Source organism: Novosphingobium rhizosphaerae (assembly GCF_050920675.1).
Classification (GTDB): Bacteria; Pseudomonadota; Alphaproteobacteria; order Sphingomonadales; family Sphingomonadaceae; genus Novosphingobium; species Novosphingobium rhizosphaerae.
The window spans coordinates 2375345-2396602 of sequence record NZ_CP137861.1 but is presented as its reverse complement, the minus strand read 5'-3'; the positions used below and the strand labels follow the sequence as shown (position 1 = coordinate 2396602).

Genomic DNA, 21258 nt, shown 5'->3' with positions numbered 1-21258 from the left:
CTCCTGAACCGTCAGAGCGTGTAGCGCAAGCCAATGAGGCCTGTCGCTTCCAATTGGTCCGCAGCCAGATCGCGGCTCACCCCGTCAAGCCCAACCGAAGCCGTTGCGGTGAGACGATCGGCCAGGCGCCGATAGTATGAGGCATAGATGCCATAAGAATTGGTATTGCCCAGCAACGCCGTGCCGCTGTCGTACCAGGCATCGTAGACCGCCACGCTGAAACTCGCGTCACGGCCCAGCTGGCCCGAAACCCCGCCGGTCACGTACCAGCTCTGGTCCACGGTGCCATTGGCCTGGGCGAGTACGGTGCCCGGCGCGGCGATGAAGCGGCGGCGGACATAGCCTGCGCCCACGCCCAGCCGCAGCCGGCCCATGGCAAAGCCATAGGTCGCGCTTACCCCGCGTTGGCGGAAGACGGACGAAGACACCGAAGACAGTGCGCCATTGACGCAAGATCCACCCGTGGCGCCAATGCCGCAGCCCGAAGCGCCGCCAGTGGCAAAGTCGGTCGGCACTTGCTTCAGCGCGTTCGACAAGCTCGATCCGAAGCCCGAAATGCCATCGTAGACCGATATGTTGAGCGAGCTGCGCGTGTTGGGCGCATAGGAAAAGCTGCCGAAATAGGTCGTGCTGTCATAGCGCCGGCCGACGAAGGCCGACAGCGAGGTGCGCCGGCTGGGCCGCCACATCACGCCCACGTCCCAGGTCAGGCCATTGCTGTCATAGGCGATCTGGCGCGGCTTGCTGGTGTCGGTCACATAGCGGCCATCGCTGCCCACCACCGCATTGCCATTGGCATCGCGCAGCGCATCGCGCGAAGAGACGCGGATATGTTCCCAACCCACGTCGCCCACCAGCTGCACCGTGCGGCTGACCGGCAGCGTGGCCTGAAGGCCGACGCGCTTGTCGTCGATGCGCTGGTCCAGGTTGGAGATATCCTCGCGGTCCCACCCTGCGCTGGCCGTCAGGCCCACCGGCAGCACCGTGCCGGCCTTGGTCCCGGCGGAGACTTGCGCCGATTGCACCACCGAATGGTTGAACAGGTCCACGCGCGGCTGCCCGGCGGCGGGCTGGTAGGCATTCTTCTGGGTCAGCTTGGTATAGCCGGCCAGGTAATTGGCATTGATCGCCACTTCGCCCGCGTGCGTGGTCAGTGCCGGCCCGGCATAGACCGAATAGACCTGGCTGACCGCATCGTTGACCGACAGCGGATTGAGCGTGGCGGAACCATTCGCCTCCACCCGCGTGCGCGCGGCAAGGCCGCCGGCCTCGATGCTCAGCGTGCGGGGCACGAGCTGGTGCGACACGCGCGCCATGCCCGAAATGGTGTCGGAGTCGCCAACCCGCCCTTTTTCCACGAAGCGGCGTTCATAGCGCACCGAAATCTGGCCCTGCGTGCGCCGCCCGGCCAGCGTGGCATCCACCCCGGCCGCCAACGTGGTATAAGTCACCACGTCGTTGCCGGGGGTGATCTGCGCCAGCAGGTTCTGCGTCACTTCCAGATAGGGCCGGATCGTGGTGCGCACGCCCGATCCTGCCCCGCGCGCGCTGTGCCCGCTGCGCGGCGCGGCGCCCTCTGCGTCAGACGCTGCGGCGCCATCGTCGCTGCCCACCTGATAGGGCAGCGATTGCGCCAGGGCCCCCGGCGCAACCGCCAGACCGGACCCGGCCAGCAAGCCGGTGAGGATAATGGAACGAGTGCGTTTCATTCCTTGTATCCATAGTAAGTGCCAAAGCGCCGCCCAGTGGGCGAGAAGCGCGTGCCGTTGAGCAGAAGCTTGATATCCGCGCAGCCCGAAAGCATGCCCACTGCATCGCGCAGCGCGGCTTCTCCGGTCACGTCGGCGCGCACCACCATCAGCGCCTGGCCCACGTGCATCGCGAGTTCCGATGCGGGCGAGGCGGCCAGCGCGGGCGGGCTGTCGAAAATCACGATGCGGCTGGGCGATTGCGCGGTCAGCCGGTCAAGAATGGCGCGCGTGCGCACCGAGGCGAGGTATTCGGTATCGGACCCCGTCTGGTTGCCGGCGGGCAGCACGGACAGGCCCGGAATATCGGTGGGAATGATGCATTCCTCGACCATGACTTCGGGATCAGCCAGCGCATCCATCAGCCCCGGCCCGCCGGGCAGGCCCAGCGTGGACAGCACCGAAGGCTTGGCAAAGTCGGCATCGACCAGCAGGACTTCGTTGTCCTTTTCCGCCGCGATCGACAGCGCCAGGTTTACCGCGCAGAATGTCTTGCCCTCGCCCGGATGGGCCGAGCAGACCAGGATGCGCTCGCCATGGCGGCCGGTGCGCCCGGCGCGCGAATCCGCCGCCGTCAGCAAAAGCTGGCGCTTGACGATGCGGAACTCTTCCAGCAGCGCGCTGACCGGCCCTTCGGGTTCGATCAGGCATTGTTCGCGCAACAGGCGGCGGTCGATCGGCTGGGCCGCCTTCTTGAACCGCTGGCGCGAGGGAATGCCATCGAGCGTCGCGTCGCTTTCCGGCGGCGCGGCCTCGGCGGGGGCCGGAATGAACACTTGTGCCCCTTCCGGCGCAAACGCCGGCGGTTCGGGCACGATCGGGTCTGGCTCAACCGGTTGCGCGGCGACAGGATCCGGCGCAGCAGGCGCAGGCGCAGGTTCGCTGGCCGGCGCAGGCGTGGGCTCGGCAGTGGGTATGGGCGCCGGCGTCGCGGCGGGCGGTGGCGCTGCCTTGGCGGGCAGCGGCGGCACCGCCGGTGCACGCATGTGCTGGCGGAAATCAAACGTGCCCGCCGCCCGCTCGATCAGCGAGGGGGCCGCGCGGCGCGGGGTTTCCCGGGGCGGCTGGGGCGTATCGCTCTGGTCGGTCATGTCCTGCCCCTTCACGCCACCATCCGCCGTTTCATGAATTCCACCGCCAACAGCACCATCAATACCAGCACCAGGCCAGCCGTGGCACCGCCGAACAGCTTCAATTGCTTCCACTGCCGCGCGCGGGCGGCGGCGGTTTGGGTCAGCGAGACCGATCCCAGCACGATCATGCCCGTGGCGCGTTCGAGCTGGCCCGTCGTGGCATAGCTGGAGCGCAGTTGCGCCATGGCAAAGGCCACGCCGCAGCCCGCCGCCAGCCCGACGATCAGCACCAGCATCAACAGCAGCGGGCGATCGGGTGCCGAAGGCCCACGCGGCGTGCTGGGTGGGTCGATCACGTCGAACTTGACCGAGTTGTGCTCGCTTTCCACCTGGCCGCGCAGGCGCAACTGCTCGCGATCGCGCAGCAGCTTGTCGTACTGGTCCTTGAGCACGTCATAGTCGCGGTTGATGCGCGATGCTTCGGCGGCGACGGCAGGCTCGCTGTATTGCTGGCCGGTCAGCTGGCCGATTTCCTGCTGGAGCGACGCTTTCCGCGATTGCAGCGAAACCAGGCTGGCCTCGCGATCGGCCTTGATCGACTGGAGCGAGGCATAGGCCGGGTTGGGCGTGCCGGCATGGCCGCCTTCGGCCGCAGCCTGGCGTTGCAGGCTGGCAATCTGGGCCTTGGCCGCCAGCACATCAGGATGGCTGTCGGTCAGCCCGCGCGCCTTCATCGAGGCCATGTCTGCCAGCGCCTGCGCCAGCGCGCCGCGCGCGCCGCCCTGCGCGCCGGGAATGGTGATGGTGGGTGCCGTGCCCGAAAGCTGCCCGTTGATCGAGGCCAGCGCGCTTTGCGCCGCCAGCAGATCGGATTCCACCCCGCGCAGCTCGCTGCGCGCGCCTTCCAGCTTGGCGGAAACCGAACCGGTGCCCGGCATCAGCGCGGCGTTCTTGGCTTCGAACTCCTGGCGCTTGGCCTCGGCGGCTTCCAGGTCCTTTTGCCGATCGGCCAGTTGCTGGTCCATGAAGGCCAGGCTGTCGGTCATTTCGCCACGCCCGCCGGCCAGGTTTTCCTCGCGGAAGATGTCGATCATCTTCTGCACCACGTCCTGCGCCAGCTTGGCATTCTGCGCGTCGGTATAGGAACTGCGGCCAGATGTGGCGCTGATCTCGAACAGGTTGTCCTGCTGGCTCACCACCTTGATCTGGGTGGCCAGGCCCGCCACGGCCGATTCCATCTGCTTGTCGTTGGTGACCTTGTCGCCCAGCCGCGTGGCACGCACCACCTTTTCCAGGTTGACCGTGCTGGTCAGCGTCTGGCGCACCCGCTCGATATCCTGCTTGGCATTGCCGTTGATGCCGATCTGGTCGGACAACACATCGTCGATCTGGATGAAGATGCGCGCCTTGGACTCATAGGAATTGGGCACCATGGCCACAACCAGCCAGCCGAGCAGGCAGACCAGCCAGGCCACGCCCAGCGCCATCCAGCGGCGATGCCAGATGCCATAGAGCGCAATGCGCACTTCATCGATAAGATTGGTCATCGCGGCGCGCGCTCCAATGGCTGGTGGCCCGCCCGGATGGGATCCGTCGCAGCCATCGTCAGAACGTGCTTTCCGGAATGATGATCACGTCACCGGGCATCAGCATGACATTGGCCTTGGTATCGCCCTTGCGCAAAAGATCACCGATGCGCACGGCATATTCGGTCTGCTTGCCGGTGGTCTTGTCGAACCGGATCAGCCGCGCGCGGTTGCCGGCGGCATATTCCGACAGCCCGCCCACCGCGATCATGGCATCGAGCAGCGTCATGTTGGCGCGATAGGGAATCGAAGCGGGCTTTTCGGTGGCCCCCACGATGCGCACCTGCTGGCTGAACGTGCCGGCAAACTTGTTGACGATAACCGAAACGATCGGCTCCTGGATATACTGCGAAAGCTGCAGCTTGATATCCTCGGCCAGCATCGAGGGGGTCTTGCCCACGGCGGGCATGTCGGTGATCAACGGCGTGGTGATGCGCCCGTCGGGCCGCACCTGCACTTGCGCGCCAAGCTCGGGATTGCGCCATACGAAAATGGTCAGCTCGTCCAGCGGGCCGATCACGTATTCCTCGCCCGGCCCCTCTTGCAGGGCCACGAACGAGGCGGGCGGCAACTGCGGACCGTGCGCGCCGCCGGCACAGCCGGTGAGCAACAGCGAAATGCACGCCACCCCCAGGCTCGTACGGGCGAGACGTCCGCGCCCAGCGGCAATCCGGGCGACGCTCTGCGCAGCGCTCCGGGCGGCGTTCGGGATTGGGCCGGAATGGGACGGCATCGCGGACAGTTCCTTTGTCTGACTCTTGCGCCGACCCTATGTAGTGTCCCCTATCGGGACCATCGGGGCCTGCGACCTTCACCTTCGGCTATCGACAAAAAGGGTGAAGATACGGTTAGTCTTGTTGCCAAGCGCCTTGGGCGGCAAGGCGCTTCGCGGCCCTGGTCCCAATTCGGGACGGGTGCCCCGGCAAAGATTAACCCGCCCTGTCCACCTGGGTTTCGGCCAGGATTTCGCTGGCCGGGCCATGCCCCAGGAACGCCGCCGGGCTGGCCGTGGCGCCATAGGCCCCCGCGCAGAACACCGCGACCAGATCGCCTTCCTGACCGCGCGGCAGCGCCGCCTTGTCCGCCAGCCGATCGAGCGGCGTGCACAGGCAGCCCACCACGCTGGCGATCTCGTTGGCCGGGGCATCCATCCGCGTGGCAATCGCCAGGGGATAGTTGCGCCGCACCACGGTACCGAAATTGCCGCTGGCGGCCAACTGGTGATGCAAGCCCCCATCGGTGACCAGGAACACCTCGCCCCGGCTTTCCTTGCGTTCCACCACTTGCGCCAGATAGACGCCGGCCTCGCCCACAAGGTATCGGCCCAGTTCCACGGTCAGCTGCGTGTCGTGGAGAACGGCGGACAAATCGGCCAGACGCGCCGCCAGGGCGCTGCCCACGGCCGCCAGGTCGAGCGGCGTGTCACCGGGAAAATAGGGAATGCCAAAGCCCCCGCCCAGGTTGAGCGCGGGCAGCGGCACCCCGGCTTCACCGGCCAGGCGCGCCGCCAGATCGAGCGTGGCGGCCTGCGTGGCGATCACCGCCTCGGCATCGAGCGCCTGGCTGCCGGCATAGATGTGCAGGCCGCACCAATCGGCCCCGGATGCCACGATATGCCGCGCCAACGGCGGCACGTTCTCCGCGTCCACGCCAAAGGGCCGTGCCCCGCCGCCCATTTTCATGCCCGATCCGCGCAAGTCGAAATCGGGATTGACGCGAATCGCCAGCTTGGGCCTGTGCCCCGCCGCCGCCCCCAGGGCGAGCGCGCGTTCCACCTCGCGTGCGGATTCGCAGTGCAGCGTCACCCCGGCGGCGAGCGCAGCGGCGATTTCCGCGTCACGCTTGCCCGGGCCGGCAAAGCCGGCGCGCGCCGGATCGATGCCCTGCGCCTTGAGCAGCGCCAGTTCCCCGGCCGAGGCGATGTCGAACCCGTCCACCAATTCCGCCAGCAAAGCCAGCAGCGGGCCAAATGGATTGGCCTTCACCGCATAATGCAGCCGCACCCGCGCCGGCAGCGCGGCGCGCAGCTGCGCCACGCGGGCGCGAACTGCGCCGGCGTCATAGACGAACAGCGGCGTGCCATGGGCCTGCGCCCAATCGCGCGCCGGGCGACCGGCGATCAGCAGGTCAGCGCCCTGGCTGTGGAAATGGGGCGGGATCGGGCCAAGCGGTTTCATGGACTTCGCCTTATCGCTCACCGGTCAAAGCCCGGTAAAGAGCGGCACGATCGTGCTTGCCATTGGGCGAAAGCGGCAAGGCATCGCGCCAATGCACCCGCGCAGGCAGCATGAAGGCGGGCAGGTCCTGCGCCATGGCCGCGCGGAGCCCGGCCTCGTCCAGCCTTGCCTCGTCCAGCGCCGCGCCCGGCATGGCGCGGCACACCAGATGGATCGCCTGGCCCAGCGCCGCATCGGGCAGGCCCAGCGCCACCACTTCGGCCACCAGGCCGGTCGCGAGCGCGGCCTCTTCCACGTCCTGCGGGCTGACGCGATGGCCCGACGTCTTGATCATCGCATCGCGCCGCCCGACAAAATGGAGCAGGCCCAAGGCATCGCGCCGCACCCTGTCGCCAGACCACACCGCCATGCCGCCCAGCTTGGCAAAGGGGGGTGCCGGGCGAAAGCGTTCGGCGGTACGCACGGCGTCCTGCCAATAGCCTTGCGCCACCAGCGGCCCGGCGTGGACCAGTTCGCCTTCCTCGCCCGGTGCGGCTTCCGCGCCCGCGTCGTTCACCACCATGACTTCGGCAAAGGGAATCGCCGTGCCGATGGAAGTGGGATGGTCGTCGATCAGCGCGGGATCGAGGAAGGTGGAGCGAAACGCCTCGGTCAGGCCGTACATCGCAAACAGCCGCGCCTGGGGGAATTGCCCGCGCAAGCCGTGCACCAGATCGGGGGTGAGCGCGCCGCCGCTGTTGGTCAAGCGGCGCAAGCTGGCCCCTGCGCCATCGGGCCAGGGCACGTCGAGCAACTGGCGCCACAGCGGCGGCACGGCAGCCAGCGTGGTGATCCCGTGGCGGGCCACCGCGCGCGCCACATCGCGCGGCATCAGGTAATCCATCGGCACGGCGCAAGCCCCCGCCGCCCAGGCGGACAACAACTGGTTCTGCCCATAATCGAACGCCAGGGGCAGCACCGCCAGCACGCGATCGTCTGCCGCCAGGCCCAGGTAATGCGCCACGCTGATCGCGCCGAGCCACAGGTTGGCCTGGCTGAGCATCACGCCCTTGGGCCGGCCGGTGGAGCCGCTGGTATAGAGCAGCGCAGCCAGGCTTTCGGGCGTGGCTGCGCTGGGCGGCAGCGGCGCCAGAGCATCGAGCGCGGCCAGCACAACGGCTTCATCGTGCGCCGCCGCTCCGCCCAGATCGCCCGGATCGAGCGTTTCCAGCCGCCCGGCATTGGCCAGCAGCAGGGCAGCGCCGCTGTCTGCCAGGATATGCGCGGCCTGCGCGCGGCGCAGCACCGGATTGATCGGCACATGGACCAGCCCCGCGCGCACCGCGGCCAGCGGCATCAGGCACGCGATCAGCCCCTTGCCCAGCCACGTCGCCACGCGTGCCCCGGGCACGATGCCCGGTTGCGCCGCCAGCCAGGCAGCCAATTGCCCTACACGCCGATTTAACCCCTCGTGGCTTAGCACCCCGTCCTTGAGCACCAAGGCTGGTGCATCGGCCTTGCCCCGCAAGGCGAGATGGTCCAGCGGATGCACGGTGGGGTCGGGCGGAACGGTCACGGCACTCCTGACGGATCGAGCGAAGGGAACCAGGGCCAAGCGTGGCGTGCCGGGTCTATCATGCCGAACTTGCCCAAGTGCAAGACCATCCGCGCCTGGCGGCCTTGTTAGCGCGCGGCCACGCCGATGGCCCGTTCGACCGCGCCGATTGGCTGTCCTTGCTGGCAGCCCGTGCCTTTTCCGGTGCCCATGCCTTCCTGGCCGTGGCGGAAGACGGCGATGGCGCGGTGCTGGCCCTGCCCCTGGTGGCCACACGCCATGGCCTTGGCGCACTGGCCAACTGGTACAGTTTCTGGGCGCGGCCGCTGACCGATGCGCCCGAGCGGGCCGAAGCGATGCTCGTGGCCCTTGCCCGCGATCTGGCCCGCCACGGCGCGCTCGATTTTGCGCCGCTGCCCGCACGGGAGGCTGGCTGGATGGCCCGTGCCTTTCGCACCGCCGGCTGGGTGGTGGCGGTCGAACCGGCCCATGTGAACCGGCATATGGCGTTGGACGGGCAGGATTTTGCCACCTGGTGGGCAACGCGGCCGGGTGCCCTGCGCGCCACGGTGCGGCGCAAGGGGGCAAGCGGTGCGGTGCAATGCCGCGTGGGCACCGCGTTCGATGCCGGCGATTGGGCAGCCTATGAAGCGATCTACGCCGCCAGCTGGAAACCCGCCGAGGGCGACCCGGCTTTCCTGCGCGCCGTTGCCCAAGGCGAAAGCGCGGCCGGCGCGCTGCGACTGGGCGTGGCAACGTTGAACGGACAACCGGTGGCGGCGCAAATGTGGAGCGTGGAGGCCGGCACCGCCTTCATCCACAAGCTGGCCCACCGCCAGGATGCGCGTGGCGCCTCTCCCGGCACGCTGCTTTCGGCTGCGATGTTTGCCCATGTGATCGACCGCGATGGCGTGCGCGCCATCGATTTCGGCACGGGCGACGATCCCTACAAGGCGGACTGGATGGACCAGGCCCGCACCCGCTGGCGCCTGCACGCGCACCATCCCGCCGCCTGGCGGCATTGGCCGGCCCTGCTGCGCGGCCTGGTGCGGCGCGCGGCCGGGCGCAGCCGGCTTGCTCCACCACCGGCGGATGGTTAAGGCGCCGACAATGTCTGAAACGATCCCCGCTTCGCCCGACGCCGACTTGCGCGCCCTGCTGGCCGATGTGCTGGGCCTCACCCCGGCGCGCGCTGCTGGCTTCACCGTGCAGACGCCGCTGTTCGGCGCGCTGCCCGAACTCGATTCGATGGCCGTCGCGGGCCTTTTCACCGCGTTGGAAGATCGCTTCGGCTTCGTTCTGGAAGAAGACGAAATCGACGGCGACCTGCTGGAAACCTACGGCGCGCTGCTGGCTTTCGTGGCGCGCAAGCAGGGCCATGGCTGAAGCGCTGACCCCCATGCGCTGGCCCTGCCCCGGTGCCGGGGCAGACGGCGAATGGGCGCTGGTGACGCAGGGTGGCGATGCGGCGCGCGTGCTGATCGTGCCGCCGCTGTTCGATGAAATGAACCGCGCCCGTGCCATGCTGGCCGCGGTGATGCGCCATCTGGCCACAGCCGGCGTGGCGGCGGTGCTGCCCGATCTGCCCGGCTGCGGGGAAAGCGTGCAGGATTTCGCCGCGCAAAGCCTCAACGCCTGGCGGGCCGCGATGATCGCCGCCGCGCGCCATTTTGCCGCCAGCCATGTGCTTGCGCTGCGCGGCGGCGCACTGGTGGCCCCGCCCACGCTGCCCGGTTGGGCGCTGGCGCCGGTCAGCGGCGATGCCGTGCTGCGCCCGCTGCTGCGCGCCGCGAGCCTGGCCGCAAGGGCCAGGAACGAAGACGCGAGCCCCGCCGCCCTGCTGGAGCAAGGTCGCACGCAGGGCCTGGTGCTGGGCGGCTATCCGTGCGGCGCAGCGCTGATCGCGGGCCTGCACGGGGCGCTGCCGGCGGGCGAAGGGCAGCAGGCGATTGCGCTATCCGATCTGGGCGCGGCCGGTCCTGCCCCCTGGGTTCGCCAGGAACCGGCCCCGGCGCCCGCCCTGGCCCAGGCGCTGGTTGCGCGCATCGTGGCAGACCTTGCCGCATGAACCGGCACGTCGTCGCCTTTGCCTGTCAGGGCAGCCAGCTGTTCGGCACGCTCGACATGGGCACGGCCAGCGGCGCGGTGGGCGTGCTGATCGTCTCGGGCGGCAATGAAATCCGCAGCGGGGCGTGGGGCGGCCAGTCCACTCTTTCGGCCCGCCTGGCGCGCGAAGGCGTGCCCACGTTCCGCTTCGACCGGCGCGGGGTGGGCGACAGTGCGGGTGAAAACCAAGGCTTTCGCGCCAGCGCGCCCGACATTGCCGCCGCCCTGGCCGCGTTTCGGGCCGCTGCGCCGCATGTGAAGCGGGTGTTCGCGATGGGCAATTGCGACGCGGCCAGCGCGCTGATGCTCAATGCTGCCACGCTGCCCGGGCTCGATGGGGTGATCGGGTGCAATCCCTGGACGGTCGACGCGGAAAACGAAACGGCACCGGTCCATTCCGCCGCGGCGCTGCGCCGGCACTACTTGCGCCGGCTGTCCGATCCGCGTCAGTGGGCGCGGCTGCTCGCGGGCAAGGTCGCGCTGGGCAAGCTGGCCGGCGGCCTGCGCACCGCCGCCGGGCCGCAGGCGCGTTCTGCCCTGGCCGAGGACATGCGCAACGGGCTGGCCGGCTATGCCGGGCGGGTCACGATCCTCTTGGCGCAAGGCGATCGCACCGCGCAGCTCTTTGCCAGCCACTGGGGCGACGACAGCCGCGTGATCGGCCATGCCAGCACCAGCCATTCCTTTGCCGATGCGCAGGACTGGCTGGTGGAGCAGGTGCTTGAAACGCTGCGTTAGGCTTGGGTCAATTGCGCCGTGGCGAAGTCCAGTTCGGCCACGAAGCGTTCCGCGTCGAGCGCGGCCATGCAGCCGGTGCCGGCCGCCGTCACCGCCTGGCGATAAGTGTGGTCCATCACGTCGCCACAGGCAAACACGCCGGGAATGGCGGTCTTGGGCGTGCCGGGCTGCACCACGATATAGCCGCTCTCGTCCAGTTCCAGCTTGCCGGCAAACAGGCTGGTGGCGGGGGCATGGCCGATGGCGACGAATGCGCCGTCGGTTTCCACGCGGCTGCCTTCACCGGTGACGGTATCGACCAGTTCCACCGCCTTGAGGCCGCCTGCCAGCGGATCGCCGGCGAACGCGGCCACGGCCTTGTTCCACAAGACGCTGATCTTGGGATGGGCGTGCAGGCGCTGTTGCAGGATGCGTTCGGCGCGCAAGCTGTCGCGGCGGTGGATCAGCGTCACATGCTCGGCATGGTTGGTGAGGTAGAGCGCTTCTTCCACGGCGGTGTTGCCGCCGCCGATCACCACCACCTTCTTGCCGCGATAGAAGAACCCGTCGCAAGTGGCGCAGGCCGAAACGCCCTTGCCCGAAAGCAGCTGTTCGCCCGGAACGCCCAGCCACTTGGCCTGGGCTCCGGTGGCGATGACCAGGGTGTCGGCCTCGAACACGTCGCCGCTGTCGGCGGTGGCGCGGAACGGCGGACCCGACAGGTCGATGTCGGTGATCGTGTCCCAGATCATCCGCGTGCCGACATGCTCGGCCTGGGCCTGCATTTCCTGCATCAGCCAGGGGCCCTGGATCACGTCACGAAAGCCGGGATAGTTTTCCACATCGGTGGTAATGGTCAGCTGCCCGCCGGGCTGAAGCCCCTGCACCACGATCGGCTCCATCCCGGCGCGTGCGCCATAGATCGCGGCCGTCAGGCCAGCCGGGCCGGAACCGATGATAAGCATGCGGGTCTTGTGCGTCGTCGCCATGGAAACTCCTTCCGATGGCGCGCGAGATAGGCGCTGGAGGGCCGAAACGCCAGCCCAAGTAAAACTTCACCCCCGGCAAATCGGCCAGCGGCCCACCGCTTGGCCAACTGCCCGGCCGGCCTCACGCCTGCTGGCGCTGCGTCACCCCTTCCAGCGCGCGGCTGACGACCACGGCCGCGGGCGTGGGCTTGGGCACGAGGACCCCGCCAAGCTTGCGCACCGCTTCATCCATGCGATCAAGGTCGCCGGTGTGCAGCACATAAGGCACGCCCCGTTCGGCCAGCGCCTTGGCCACGGGCGCGCAAGTCTGGCCCTGCGACAGCGACACGTCGAGGATCGCGGCAACGATTTCCTCGCCCTCGGCAATGGCCAGCGCCTCTGCCAATTCCAGCGCGGTGAGCGGCACACAGCCCGCGTCTTCGACCGCAAATTCCAGATCGAGCAGGATCAGCGGTTCATCGTCGAGCACCAGCACGCGACAGCCGGAAGGTTGGCAACAGGCCTGTGCCATCAGACCGCGTCCTCGCGCAGCGGCACCCGTAGTCTCGCTCGCAGCCCATCCGGATGCCAGTCGCGCATGATGTTCCCCCTTGCCATGTGCAGCATGCGGTCGACGATGCCCCCGGCGGGGGCCTCCGCATCGTTGCCGGGCGGCACAACGGCCGGTCCGCCCTGTTCGATCCAGTCGATCACGATCGTCGGCGCATCGCTGCTGCCGTTCTTCTGCCAGGCGACGGTCACCTGGCCATCCTCGCTGCTGAGTGCACCGTGCTTGGCCGCGTTGACCGCCAGTTCGTGCAACGACAGGCCCAGCACCGACACGGCCGAGAAATCGCTGCGCAGGCCATTGCCCTTGAACAGGATGCGCCGGCCATCGGGATCATATGGCGAAAGCACCGAACGGATCGCCTGGCCCACTTCGATCGACCCACTGGAAGCTTCGTCCAGCGTGGTTTCATAGGCGCGGCCCAAGGCCTGGATGCGATCGTTGATCTCGCGCGCTTCGGCTTCGATGCCGCGCGAGCGACCGGTGAAATTGACGATGCCGCCGATCACCGCGAACATGTTCTTCATTCGATGCGACAGTTCGCGGGCCAGTTCGCGGGCGTGGCGCTCGTCGGCGCGCGCGGCGCGCACGTCGGACACGTCCCACTGGCTGCCGAAGTAATAGATCAGCCGGCCCTCGGCATCATAGATCGGCCCCAGGTGCAGGGCGTTCCAGAACGCCGTGCCATCCTTGCGGTAATTGAGGATTTCCACCACGACGACATCCTGGCCCACCAGCGCCTGGCGAATGCGGGCAACGGCAGCGGGATCGGTGCCCGGCCCTTGCAGAAAGCGGCAATTGCGGCCGATGATCTCGTCTTCGTCATAGCCGGTCAGCCAGCGGAACGCGCGGTTGACGAACACGATAGGCGCATCGGGCGCATGGGGATCGCACAGGCACACCGCCATGCGCGTCTGCGCCATTGCCTGTTCGAACAAGACACCCGAGGCACCGGGGAAAATGTCATCCGGATGGTTGGCAAGAAAGCGCTCTGCGCTGTCATCGTATTGCCCGCCGGCCTGGCTGGCGCGCCTGCGACCGGCGGCCTGGCCGGCACCACCGGCCTCGTGACGCGCTTCGCTCGCGCCGCTCGTGGCTTCACCAGCCTTCCTGGCATCGTCTGGGCGGCCTAGCGCCTGATCTGCCCTGTCACTCGACAAACGTTTGTTCCCGACCTTTAGCGACCCGTAGCACAATGCCACCCAATGGCGCCAAAATGCTTCTTGCCCCCTGGCGGTTCCCCATGTGGCCAAAAAATTTTACGGTACATCTACGGTACGACATCCGCAGCGCGCCGCGCTCGCATCCGCAGCGGCTTCCCAAAGCGGAAGCGGTTGCACTTGCGAACGCTATCAGGCAACGTTGGTGGGAATGACCTTTGCGCCGCGCCATAATCCCTGGTCGATCCGGGGCCTGCAATCTCGCGGCCGCGCCGCCCGCTACACGCTGGGCGTGGCGCTGTTCGCCCTGGCCCTGTTCCTGCGCTGGATCGCCGATGCGCTGTTTCCGCCGGGTTTTCCGTTCCTGACGTTCTTTCCCGCTGTCATCGTGGCGACCTTCATTGCCGGGCGCGGGCCGGGCATCGTCTGCGCCGTCCTGAGCGGGCTGGCGGCCTGGTACTTCTTCGTGCCGCCGCTGCTCAGCTTTGCGATCAACACCCAGGTGGCCACCGCGATGCTGTTCTATACCGGCGTGGTGGCGGTTGACATCTTCCTGATCGACGGGCTGACCCGGCGCCAGCGGCAATTGGAAGACAGCGAGGCGCGCCTGGCGGAAATGGCCGCGCACCAGGCGCTGCTGTTCAAGGAACTGCAGCACCGCGTGGCCAACAACCTGGCCTCGGTCGCCTCGATGCTGCGGTTGCAGCGCCGCCAGATCGAACGCAACCCGGCGCTGGCGTTGCCGCTGATCGATCGCGCCGACGAGCGGATCGAAATGATGGGCCGCGTGCACCGCCAGCTTTACGATCCCGCCGCGCAGGCCCGGCCGCTGGCCGATATCCTGGCGCATGCCGTGGCGCAGGCGCGCGAGATGGCCGATGCCGATGGCGTGGACGTGCGCCTGACGGTGGACGACGTGCGGCTGGAAGTGGGCCGGTTGCTGCCGCTGGTGCTGCTGATCACCGAACTTCTGGCCAACAGCTTCAAGCACGCCTTTGCGCCGGGCGAGACCGGGCAGATCGAAGTGCGGCTGGAACGGGCCGAGGCAGGCACCCTGTGCCTGACGGTGGCGGATAACGGCCGCGGCCTGCCCGCCGCCGATCCCCAGGACAGCGCCGTTGGCGGTGGCGTGCGGCCGCGCCGGGGCCTGGGCACTGCGATCATCGCCGGGCTGGTGGCGCAGTTGGGTGGCAGCCACCGCACGCGCAACACCCATGCCCACGCTGGTGAAGGCCAATCCCCCGGCGTGACCACCACCGTCATCTTTCCGGAAAAGCTCGACATCCAGGGTTGACGCGGCGGGCGCCCCGCCAACCCTGGACCGGTTCAGCGCGCGGCGATCGGCCCGGCTTCGTTGGCGACGATCGCCAGGGTATTTTCCCAAGCCTGCACATTCTGCGCCAGCAGCGCCGGATCGATCTTGTCGAGCGTGTCATCGGGCGTGTGGTGCAGATCGAAATAGTGGGTGCCGTCCTGGTTCAAATCCACCACCGGCAATTTCTGCGCAGCGATGATCGCACCGACGTCTTCCCCGCCATCGGCCGGGCCATCGTGCGGCACCACGCCCAGCGGATTGAGCGCGGCGATGATGCGGTTCTTCACCGCATCGGATGCAGGGGCGAAATTGGTCGTCACCCGCCACACCCGGTCGGCGCCGAAATCGCTTTCCATCGCCAAGGCATGGGGCTCCTTGCCGTGCTTTTGGGCATAGGCCTCTCCGCCAAAGCCGCCCAGTTCCTCGCTGCCGGCAAATAGCACGCGGATGGTGCGCAGCGTCCCGCCAGGCGCTCCCCCGCTCTGGGCGCGCAAGGCCGCCGCGGTCACGATGGCGCAGCCCGCGCCATCATCGATGGCCCCGGTGCCCAGATCCCAGCTATCGAGATGGCAGGCCACCAGCACGACTGGCAGCGTGGGATCGCGGCCGGGCAGATCGGCCACGACATTGCCCGAAGGCGCATTGTCGATGATCTGGCCGGTCAGGGTGAGATGCAGGCGGAGCGGCTGACCGGTGGCAGCCAGCCGGGCGATCTGGTCGGCATCGGGATTGGCCACGGCGCCGGCGGGAATGGGCTTGATGCCCTTGGGCCACATGATCGCACCGGTGTGCGGGTTGCGGTGCTTGTCGGTGCCGACCGAGCGGATCACCACCGCCAGCGCGCCCTTGGCCACGGCCACGCCCGGCCCCTTGCGCCGCACATTGCCATAAGGGCCATAGCCGCTGCCATCTTGGGTGGGGACCATGGCATGGTCGATGAACGCGATCTTGCCCGCCAGCGAGCCATCGGGCACGGCTTCGAGTGCCGCAAGCGTGGGGAAATAGACCAGCGGCGCGGTGATCCCGGCATCGGGCGTGGCGCCGGAATAGCCGAGCGCCGTGATCGCCAGCGGCTGCGCGGCAAAGCCGACGAGTTCGGCCTTGTCCGTGCCGCGGCGATAGGCCCGCATCGTGAACGGTTCGATCGCGACATTCTGGAAGCCCAGGCTCTTGAGCCGGGCCGCCGCCCATTCGCGCGCGCGCGCTTCTGCCGGGCTGCCGGCCGGGCGCGGGCCAATCTGCGTGGTCAGGTCACGCACCAGGTCCCACGCCACATCGGTGGTGGGGGCGGTGGCATGCGCGGCAAAAGCAGGCAGGATCGCCAGGGCAGCGGCGGCAACAGGCAGGCGGGCGGTAAACAAGGACATGGCGAAATCCCGAAAGGCATTGGGGCCGCCACATTTGCGCACACCCCCGCGAAGTCAACCGCCCACCCCAAAAATCCGGCAATTCAGACGGTTGCCAGCGCCTGATCCAGATCGGCCAGGATATCGTCGATATGCTCGATCCCGATCGACAGGCGGACATAGCCGGGGCTGACCCCGGCGGCGGCCTGTTCCTGCACCGAAAGCTGCGAATGGGTGGTGGAAGCCGGGTGGATCGCCAGGCTGCGTGCGTCACCGATATTGGCGACGTGGTAGAACAGCTTGAGCGCATCGATGAACGCACGGCCTGCATCGGCGCCACCGGCGAGTTCGAAACCGACCAGCCCCCCTGCCCCGCGCGGCAGGTATTTGGCGGCAAGCTCTGCCGCGCGGCCCTGCGCCAGACTGGGGTGGATCACCCGCGTTACCTTGGCATGGCCTGAAAGCCATTGCGCCACGGCGGCGGCGTTCTGGCTGTGGCGCTCGATCCGCAGGGGCAGCGTCTCGATCCCCTGGATCAACTGGAATGCATTGAACGGGGAAAGTGCGGCGCCAATATCGCGCAGCAGGATCACGCGGGCACGGATGGCATAGGCAATGGGGCCCAGCGGCTTGATATCCCGCGCCCAGACCGCACCGTGATAGCTGGGATCGGGCAGGTTGAACAAAGGCTGGCGTTCGGGAAATTCATCCCACGCGAAATTGCCGCCGTCCACGATCAGCCCACCGATCGATGTGCCGTGCCCGCCCAGATACTTGGTGGAGGAATAGACCACCACCGCCGCGCCATGATCGAACGGGCGGATCAGCAGCGGGGCGGCGGTGTTGTCGACAATCAGCGGCACGCCCAGCTTGCGGCCAATCGCCGCCACTTCGGCAATGGGAAAGGCCACCAGCTTGGGATTGGGCAGGCTTTCGGCGTAATAGGCGCGGGTGCGATCGTCGGTGGCGCGGGCAAAGCCTTCGGGATCGGCAGGATCGACGAAGCGCACTTCGATGCCCAGATCCTTGAGCGTGTTGGCAAACAGGTTCCAGGTGCCGCCATAGAGATCGGTCGAACTGACGATATTGTCGCCCGCGCGCGCCAGGTTGAGCACGGCATAAGTCGACGCGGCCTGGCCCGATGCCACCGCCACCGCCGCCGCCCCGCCTTCCAGCGCGGCCACGCGCTGTTCCAGCACATCGGTGGTGGGATTGCCCAAGCGGGTGTAGATCGGGCCAAGCTCTTTGAGGCCAAAGCGGTTGGCTGCCTGCTCGGTGCTGTCGAACTGGAAGGACGTGGTCTGGTAGATCGGCACGGCCACTGCGCCCGTGGCCGGATCGGCGCGCCAGCCCGCGTGCAGGGCCAGGGTTTCGGGGCGGGAAGCGGCAGGCTTGCTATCGGTCATGACATCCTCGGTTGCTAGACGGCTTTTCTGATTGTCTACTTATTTAATTGACATAATCAAGCCCGGAATGGTCCGAGCCATGCTGCCAATACTGCGCAAAAATGCGCAGTGTGGCCCTTAAACGCGGGCAACCACGCCTGGGCTAGGACGGCAGGCGGATGGCGCCACGGGCGCGGGCTGCAGTGGCGGCCGTGAGGGGGTTTGCAGGAATGACCGACCAGACACCAATTTCCGCCAGCGAGCGCAAGCGCGCGCAAGAGGGCGCGGCCCAAGCCCGCACCACGGCGATGGAGCGCGCGCTGCTGCTGTGCGAATTCACCGCCGACGGCCAGTTGGTGAGCGCCAACGAGAATTTCGCGCAACTGCTCGGCGAGCGGCCCGAAGACCTCGTCGGGCGGCGCTATGTCAACCTGTGCCACAAGGGCGCGGTCGAAGACAGCGCCGCGCCGGCATTCTGGCAGCGGGCGGCCGATGGGCACGCCCAGGTCACGGCCGTGCGCCTGGCGGTGGGAGACCGCGAACCGGCCTGGGTGCGCCTGGCGTTTTCCCGGCTCGACGCCGATGACAGCACCCCGGCCCGGATCTTGGCGGTGGGGATCGACATCAGCCGCGACGGCCTGGCCCGCTTCGATGCTGAAGCCAAGCTGGACGCACTGGACCACGCCGTGGCGCTGGTGGAATTCAACATGGACGGCCAGGTGCTGGCTGCCAACGAAAACTACCTCAAGCTGACCGGCTATACCCTGGATGAAGTGCTGGGCGAGCAGCACACGCTGTTCTGCGATGCCGAGACGGCGTCGTCGGATGCCTATCGCGAACTGTGGAACACGCTGCGCCGCGGCCAATCGTGCCACGGCGCCTACAAGCGTTTCGGAAAGAACGAGTCCGATATCTGGGTGCATGCCTCCTACACCCCCATCCGCGGGGCCGACGGCAGGCTGCAGCGCATTCTCAAGATCGCCTATGACATCACGGCCCAGCGGCTGGCCACGGCCGAATACGAAGCCAAGCTGGAAGCGATCGATCGCGCCATGGCGGTGGTGGAATTCGATCTGGATGGCAACGTGATCACCGCCAACGACAACTTCCTGTCGGTCATGGGCTATTCCCCGCGCGAGATCATCGGCCAGCACCACGCCATGTTCTGCCTGCCCGAATACGTGCGCACCCGAGAATATGCCGATTTCTGGATTTCGTTGAACCAGGGCCAGTTCCAGTCCGGCCGCTTTCACCGCGTGGGCAAGCACAACCGCGACGTGTGGATCCAGGCCACCTACAACCCGGTGCTCGACTTGCGCGGCAAGCCGCGCCGCATCGTCAAATACGCCACCGACGTGACCGAGCAGGTGCAACTGGAACAGAAGATCGCCGCACGATCGCAGGAAACCGCCGGCGTCGCCGATCGGCTGGGCCGCACGATCGAGGAGATCAACCGCTCCACCGCAACCGCCAACAAGCTGGCCAACCAGACCGAGATGAAAGCCGATGAAGGTGGCGTGGCGCTCAAGTCCGCGCTGGAATCGATCGAGCTGATCCAGAAATCGGCCACCGGCATTGCCGAGATCGTGCGCGTGATTTCGGAAATTGCCGGGCAGACCAACCTGCTGGCCTTCAACGCCGAAATCGAGGCGGCACGCGCGGGCGAACACGGCATCGGCTTTTCCGTGGTGGCCGGCGAAGTGCGCAAGCTGGCCGAGCGCAGCAGTACCGCCGCGCGCGACATCAGCCGCCTGATCGAGGAAAGCCTGGTGCGCATCGGCATGGGCACCGAGCGCGCCCAGGCGGCGCAAAGCGCGTTCAGCGCGATTGCCGCCAGCGTGGGGGATACCAGCACCGCCATCGAAGTGATCACCCGTTCGGCGCTGGCGCAGGACGAAGTGGCCCGCAACATCGTCACCCTGATCCAGGAACTGGCGGCCACCGCCCATGAACCTGCCTGATCGCGCGGCGCCAGCGCCCGCTACCGAGGGACAAGGGGCAGGCCCGGCGGGCGGGCTGCACGGCTTGCTGCAGGTGGCCGGCATCACCCTGGCGATCCAGGCGGCCGCGATCCGCGAAGTGGTGCCGCGCCCGGCCACCCTGCTGCCCTTTCCCGTGACCCGGCCAGACCTGGCCGGTGCCATCGAAGTGCGCGGCGCGATCATTCCGGTGATCGACATGGGGTTGCTGCTGGGCCTGGGACCGGCGCAGGCGGCCGACGGCATCGTGACGATCCTGCGCCACGAAGGCCGCGTCACGGGCATCCTGCTCGACGCGATCGATGGGATTGCCCGCTTGCCGGCAACGGCCCTGGGGGCCCTGCACTATCCCGATGATGCACCGCTGCACCGCCTGTCGGCCGCCGGCTTCCTGCACGGCGCAACGCGCGGCGTGGTGCTCGACATTGCGCAACTGACCGCGATGCCCGGCCTGCCAATGGTGCCCGACAGTCTGGCAGGGCAGCGCCAGAGCCAGGCCCAACACCAGGGCGCTTCGGCCGCCCAGGAAGACGAGCCGGGCCACCGGCTGAGCGACCGGAGTGGCGATCGTGCCACGTGCCTGGTGTTTCGCGCCGGCGGGCAGCGCCTGGCGCTTGATGCCCACGCCATCGTGGCAACCCTGCCCGAATCCGCGCTGGCAACGCCGCCCGTGGAGAACGAGCTGTGGCTCGGAACGCTGGGGTGGAACGGCCTGGCCGTGCCCGCGGTGGACACGTTGCGCCTGATCGGCATCGGCAGCATCGGCCGCACCGTGGGGCGCAGTGCCGCCGTGGTCATCCACGTCGGCACGTCGGCCGGCGAGCCGCAGGACCGCAGCGGCGCCAGCGCGCGCGTCGCGCTGCTGATCGACGGGGTCGACGATATCCGCCAATTGCCGCGCCATGCCCCCGCGCCGCTGGGCACGATCGGCGTGGGGGGCGCGGGGGGCGCCCATGCCCTGGTCGATGTGGCCGGGCAACCCGTGCTGCATCTCGAACCCACCGCGCTTGCCGGCGATCCCCGGCTGGTCGAAGTATCGGCCATGCAGGTGCCGCTGGCCAGCCCGGCCGATGCCGTGGCGGGTGCCGCTGGCCTGGGCAAGACGGCTTCGGCGGCAGCATCGGCCGCCGCTGCCGATGCGATCACCGGCGCGGTGACCGGCACCGGCGACGCGTGGTTGACGTTCCGCCTGGGCCAGGCCCGCTACGCCCTACCACTGGCGGCGGTCGAGGCGGTCTTGCCGGGCGAACAGCCGATGCTTTCGGTCGCCGGGCAATTCCCGCTGTCCGGCGTGTTCCTGCATCGCGACAGGCCCACCCCGCTGATCGACCTGGGCGCCCGGCTGGGTTGCCCGTGCGAAGCGAGCACGGCAGCCGCGATCATGGTCGTGGTCGGCATGGAAGGCCAACGCCGCGCGTTCCTGGCCGACATGCTCTGTTCGGTCGAGCGCGTCCCGCTCCAGGCCCTGCGCGCCCAAGGGACCAGCCGGCAATTGCCCGCGGCCACGATCCGTTGCCGCGCCAACCAGACATGGGAAGTCCTCGGGCCCCAGGCCTTTGCCCTGGCGCCAGGCCCGGCCGAGGCAGCCTGACACGC

At 68.1% G+C, this 21258-nt stretch carries 18 protein-coding genes; 7 read left to right on the top strand and 11 right to left on the bottom strand.

What is annotated here, in order from left to right:
- Nucleotides 1–11 precede the first annotated feature (11 nt).
- The 6 genes from R9J51_RS10935 to R9J51_RS10910 form a co-directional block, all read right to left on the bottom strand.
- Entirely contained in the window at nt 12–1709 is a 1698-nt protein-coding gene (locus R9J51_RS10935) for a preprotein translocase subunit YajC (protein WP_179504479.1), read from the bottom strand.
- Nucleotides 1706–2839, bottom strand: a complete 1134-nt coding sequence (locus R9J51_RS10930; RefSeq protein WP_179504478.1) for an AAA family ATPase — start codon at nt 2837–2839, stop codon at nt 1706–1708. Before R9J51_RS10930 ends, R9J51_RS10935 begins: the two co-directional genes overlap by 4 nt.
- Before the next feature lie 11 nt (nt 2840–2850).
- The gene (locus R9J51_RS10925) at nt 2851–4368 is read right to left on the bottom strand and encodes an XrtA system polysaccharide chain length determinant (RefSeq protein ID WP_179504477.1); all 1518 of its coding nucleotides are present in this window, start codon (nt 4366–4368) and stop codon (nt 2851–2853) included.
- Between the two features lie 58 nt (nt 4369–4426).
- The gene (locus R9J51_RS10920; protein ID WP_179506429.1) at nt 4427–5041 is read right to left on the bottom strand and encodes an XrtA/PEP-CTERM system exopolysaccharide export protein; all 615 of its coding nucleotides are present in this window, start codon (nt 5039–5041) and stop codon (nt 4427–4429) included.
- Between the two features lie 295 nt (nt 5042–5336).
- Nucleotides 5337–6584 carry a pyridoxal-dependent decarboxylase, exosortase A system-associated gene (locus R9J51_RS10915; RefSeq protein WP_179504476.1) on the bottom strand — a complete coding sequence of 416 codons (1248 nt, stop codon included), beginning with the start codon at nt 6582–6584 and terminating at the stop codon, nt 5337–5339.
- Between the two features lie 10 nt (nt 6585–6594).
- On the bottom strand, nt 6595–8139 hold the full coding sequence (locus R9J51_RS10910) for an acyl-CoA ligase (AMP-forming), exosortase A system-associated (protein WP_179504475.1): 1545 nt from the start codon (nt 8137–8139) through the stop codon (nt 6595–6597).
- A gap of 41 nt (nt 8140–8180) precedes the next feature.
- On the opposite strand from R9J51_RS10910, the gene R9J51_RS10905 reads away from it, so the two are divergent.
- From R9J51_RS10905 to R9J51_RS10890, 4 genes are read left to right on the top strand one after another with little or no spacing between them, the layout of a single operon-like run.
- Nucleotides 8181–9218, top strand: a complete 1038-nt coding sequence (locus tag R9J51_RS10905; RefSeq protein ID WP_179504474.1) for a GNAT family N-acetyltransferase — start codon at nt 8181–8183, stop codon at nt 9216–9218.
- A 10-nt stretch (nt 9219–9228) separates the two neighbouring features.
- Complete coding sequence (locus R9J51_RS10900; RefSeq protein ID WP_179504473.1) at nt 9229–9504, top strand: acyl carrier protein; 276 nt, start codon at nt 9229–9231, stop codon at nt 9502–9504.
- A complete protein-coding gene (locus tag R9J51_RS10895; protein ID WP_179504472.1) occupies nt 9497–10186 on the top strand; it encodes a hypothetical protein in 690 nt (229 codons plus the stop codon). Before R9J51_RS10900 ends, R9J51_RS10895 begins: the two co-directional genes overlap by 8 nt.
- Nucleotides 10183–10962: a hydrolase 1, exosortase A system-associated gene (locus R9J51_RS10890; RefSeq protein WP_179504471.1), complete on the top strand. Its 780-nt coding sequence runs from the start codon at nt 10183–10185 to the stop codon at nt 10960–10962. Before R9J51_RS10895 ends, R9J51_RS10890 begins: the two co-directional genes overlap by 4 nt.
- On the opposite strand, the gene trxB is transcribed toward R9J51_RS10890, so the two are convergent.
- The 3 genes from trxB to R9J51_RS10875 form a co-directional block, all read right to left on the bottom strand.
- Nucleotides 10959–11930, bottom strand: a complete 972-nt coding sequence (gene trxB / locus R9J51_RS10885; RefSeq protein WP_169474034.1) for a thioredoxin-disulfide reductase — start codon at nt 11928–11930, stop codon at nt 10959–10961. The genes R9J51_RS10890 and trxB overlap by 4 nt on opposite strands.
- 121 nt (nt 11931–12051) lie before the next feature.
- Nucleotides 12052–12441, bottom strand: a complete 390-nt coding sequence (locus R9J51_RS10880; RefSeq protein ID WP_168554493.1) for a response regulator — start codon at nt 12439–12441, stop codon at nt 12052–12054.
- Complete coding sequence (locus tag R9J51_RS10875; protein WP_168554492.1) at nt 12441–13637, bottom strand: PAS domain-containing protein; 1197 nt, start codon at nt 13635–13637, stop codon at nt 12441–12443. The genes R9J51_RS10880 and R9J51_RS10875 overlap by 1 nt, the downstream gene beginning before the upstream one ends.
- Before the next feature lie 211 nt (nt 13638–13848).
- On the opposite strand from R9J51_RS10875, the gene R9J51_RS10870 reads away from it, so the two are divergent.
- Nucleotides 13849–14931 (top strand): sensor histidine kinase, encoded by a 1083-nt coding sequence (locus R9J51_RS10870; protein WP_168554491.1) that lies wholly within the window; start codon nt 13849–13851, stop codon nt 14929–14931.
- Nucleotides 14932–14963: 32 nt separating this feature from the next.
- On the opposite strand, the gene R9J51_RS10865 is transcribed toward R9J51_RS10870, so the two are convergent.
- The gene (locus R9J51_RS10865; protein WP_179504470.1) at nt 14964–16319 is read right to left on the bottom strand and encodes a M28 family peptidase; all 1356 of its coding nucleotides are present in this window, start codon (nt 16317–16319) and stop codon (nt 14964–14966) included.
- A gap of 83 nt (nt 16320–16402) precedes the next feature.
- On the bottom strand, nt 16403–17704 hold the full coding sequence (locus R9J51_RS10860) for a PLP-dependent transferase (protein WP_179504469.1): 1302 nt from the start codon (nt 17702–17704) through the stop codon (nt 16403–16405).
- Between the two features lie 209 nt (nt 17705–17913).
- Here R9J51_RS10860 and R9J51_RS10855 point away from each other — a divergent pair, with 209 nt between their 5' ends.
- Both R9J51_RS10855 and R9J51_RS10850 read left to right on the top strand, forming a co-directional pair.
- The gene (locus tag R9J51_RS10855) at nt 17914–19644 is read left to right on the top strand and encodes a PAS domain-containing methyl-accepting chemotaxis protein (RefSeq protein ID WP_179504468.1); all 1731 of its coding nucleotides are present in this window, start codon (nt 17914–17916) and stop codon (nt 19642–19644) included.
- Nucleotides 19631–21253, top strand: coding sequence for a chemotaxis protein CheW (locus R9J51_RS10850; RefSeq protein ID WP_179504467.1), 1623 nt, complete (start codon nt 19631–19633; stop codon nt 21251–21253). The genes R9J51_RS10855 and R9J51_RS10850 overlap by 14 nt, the downstream gene beginning before the upstream one ends.
- Nucleotides 21254–21258 lie beyond the last annotated feature (5 nt).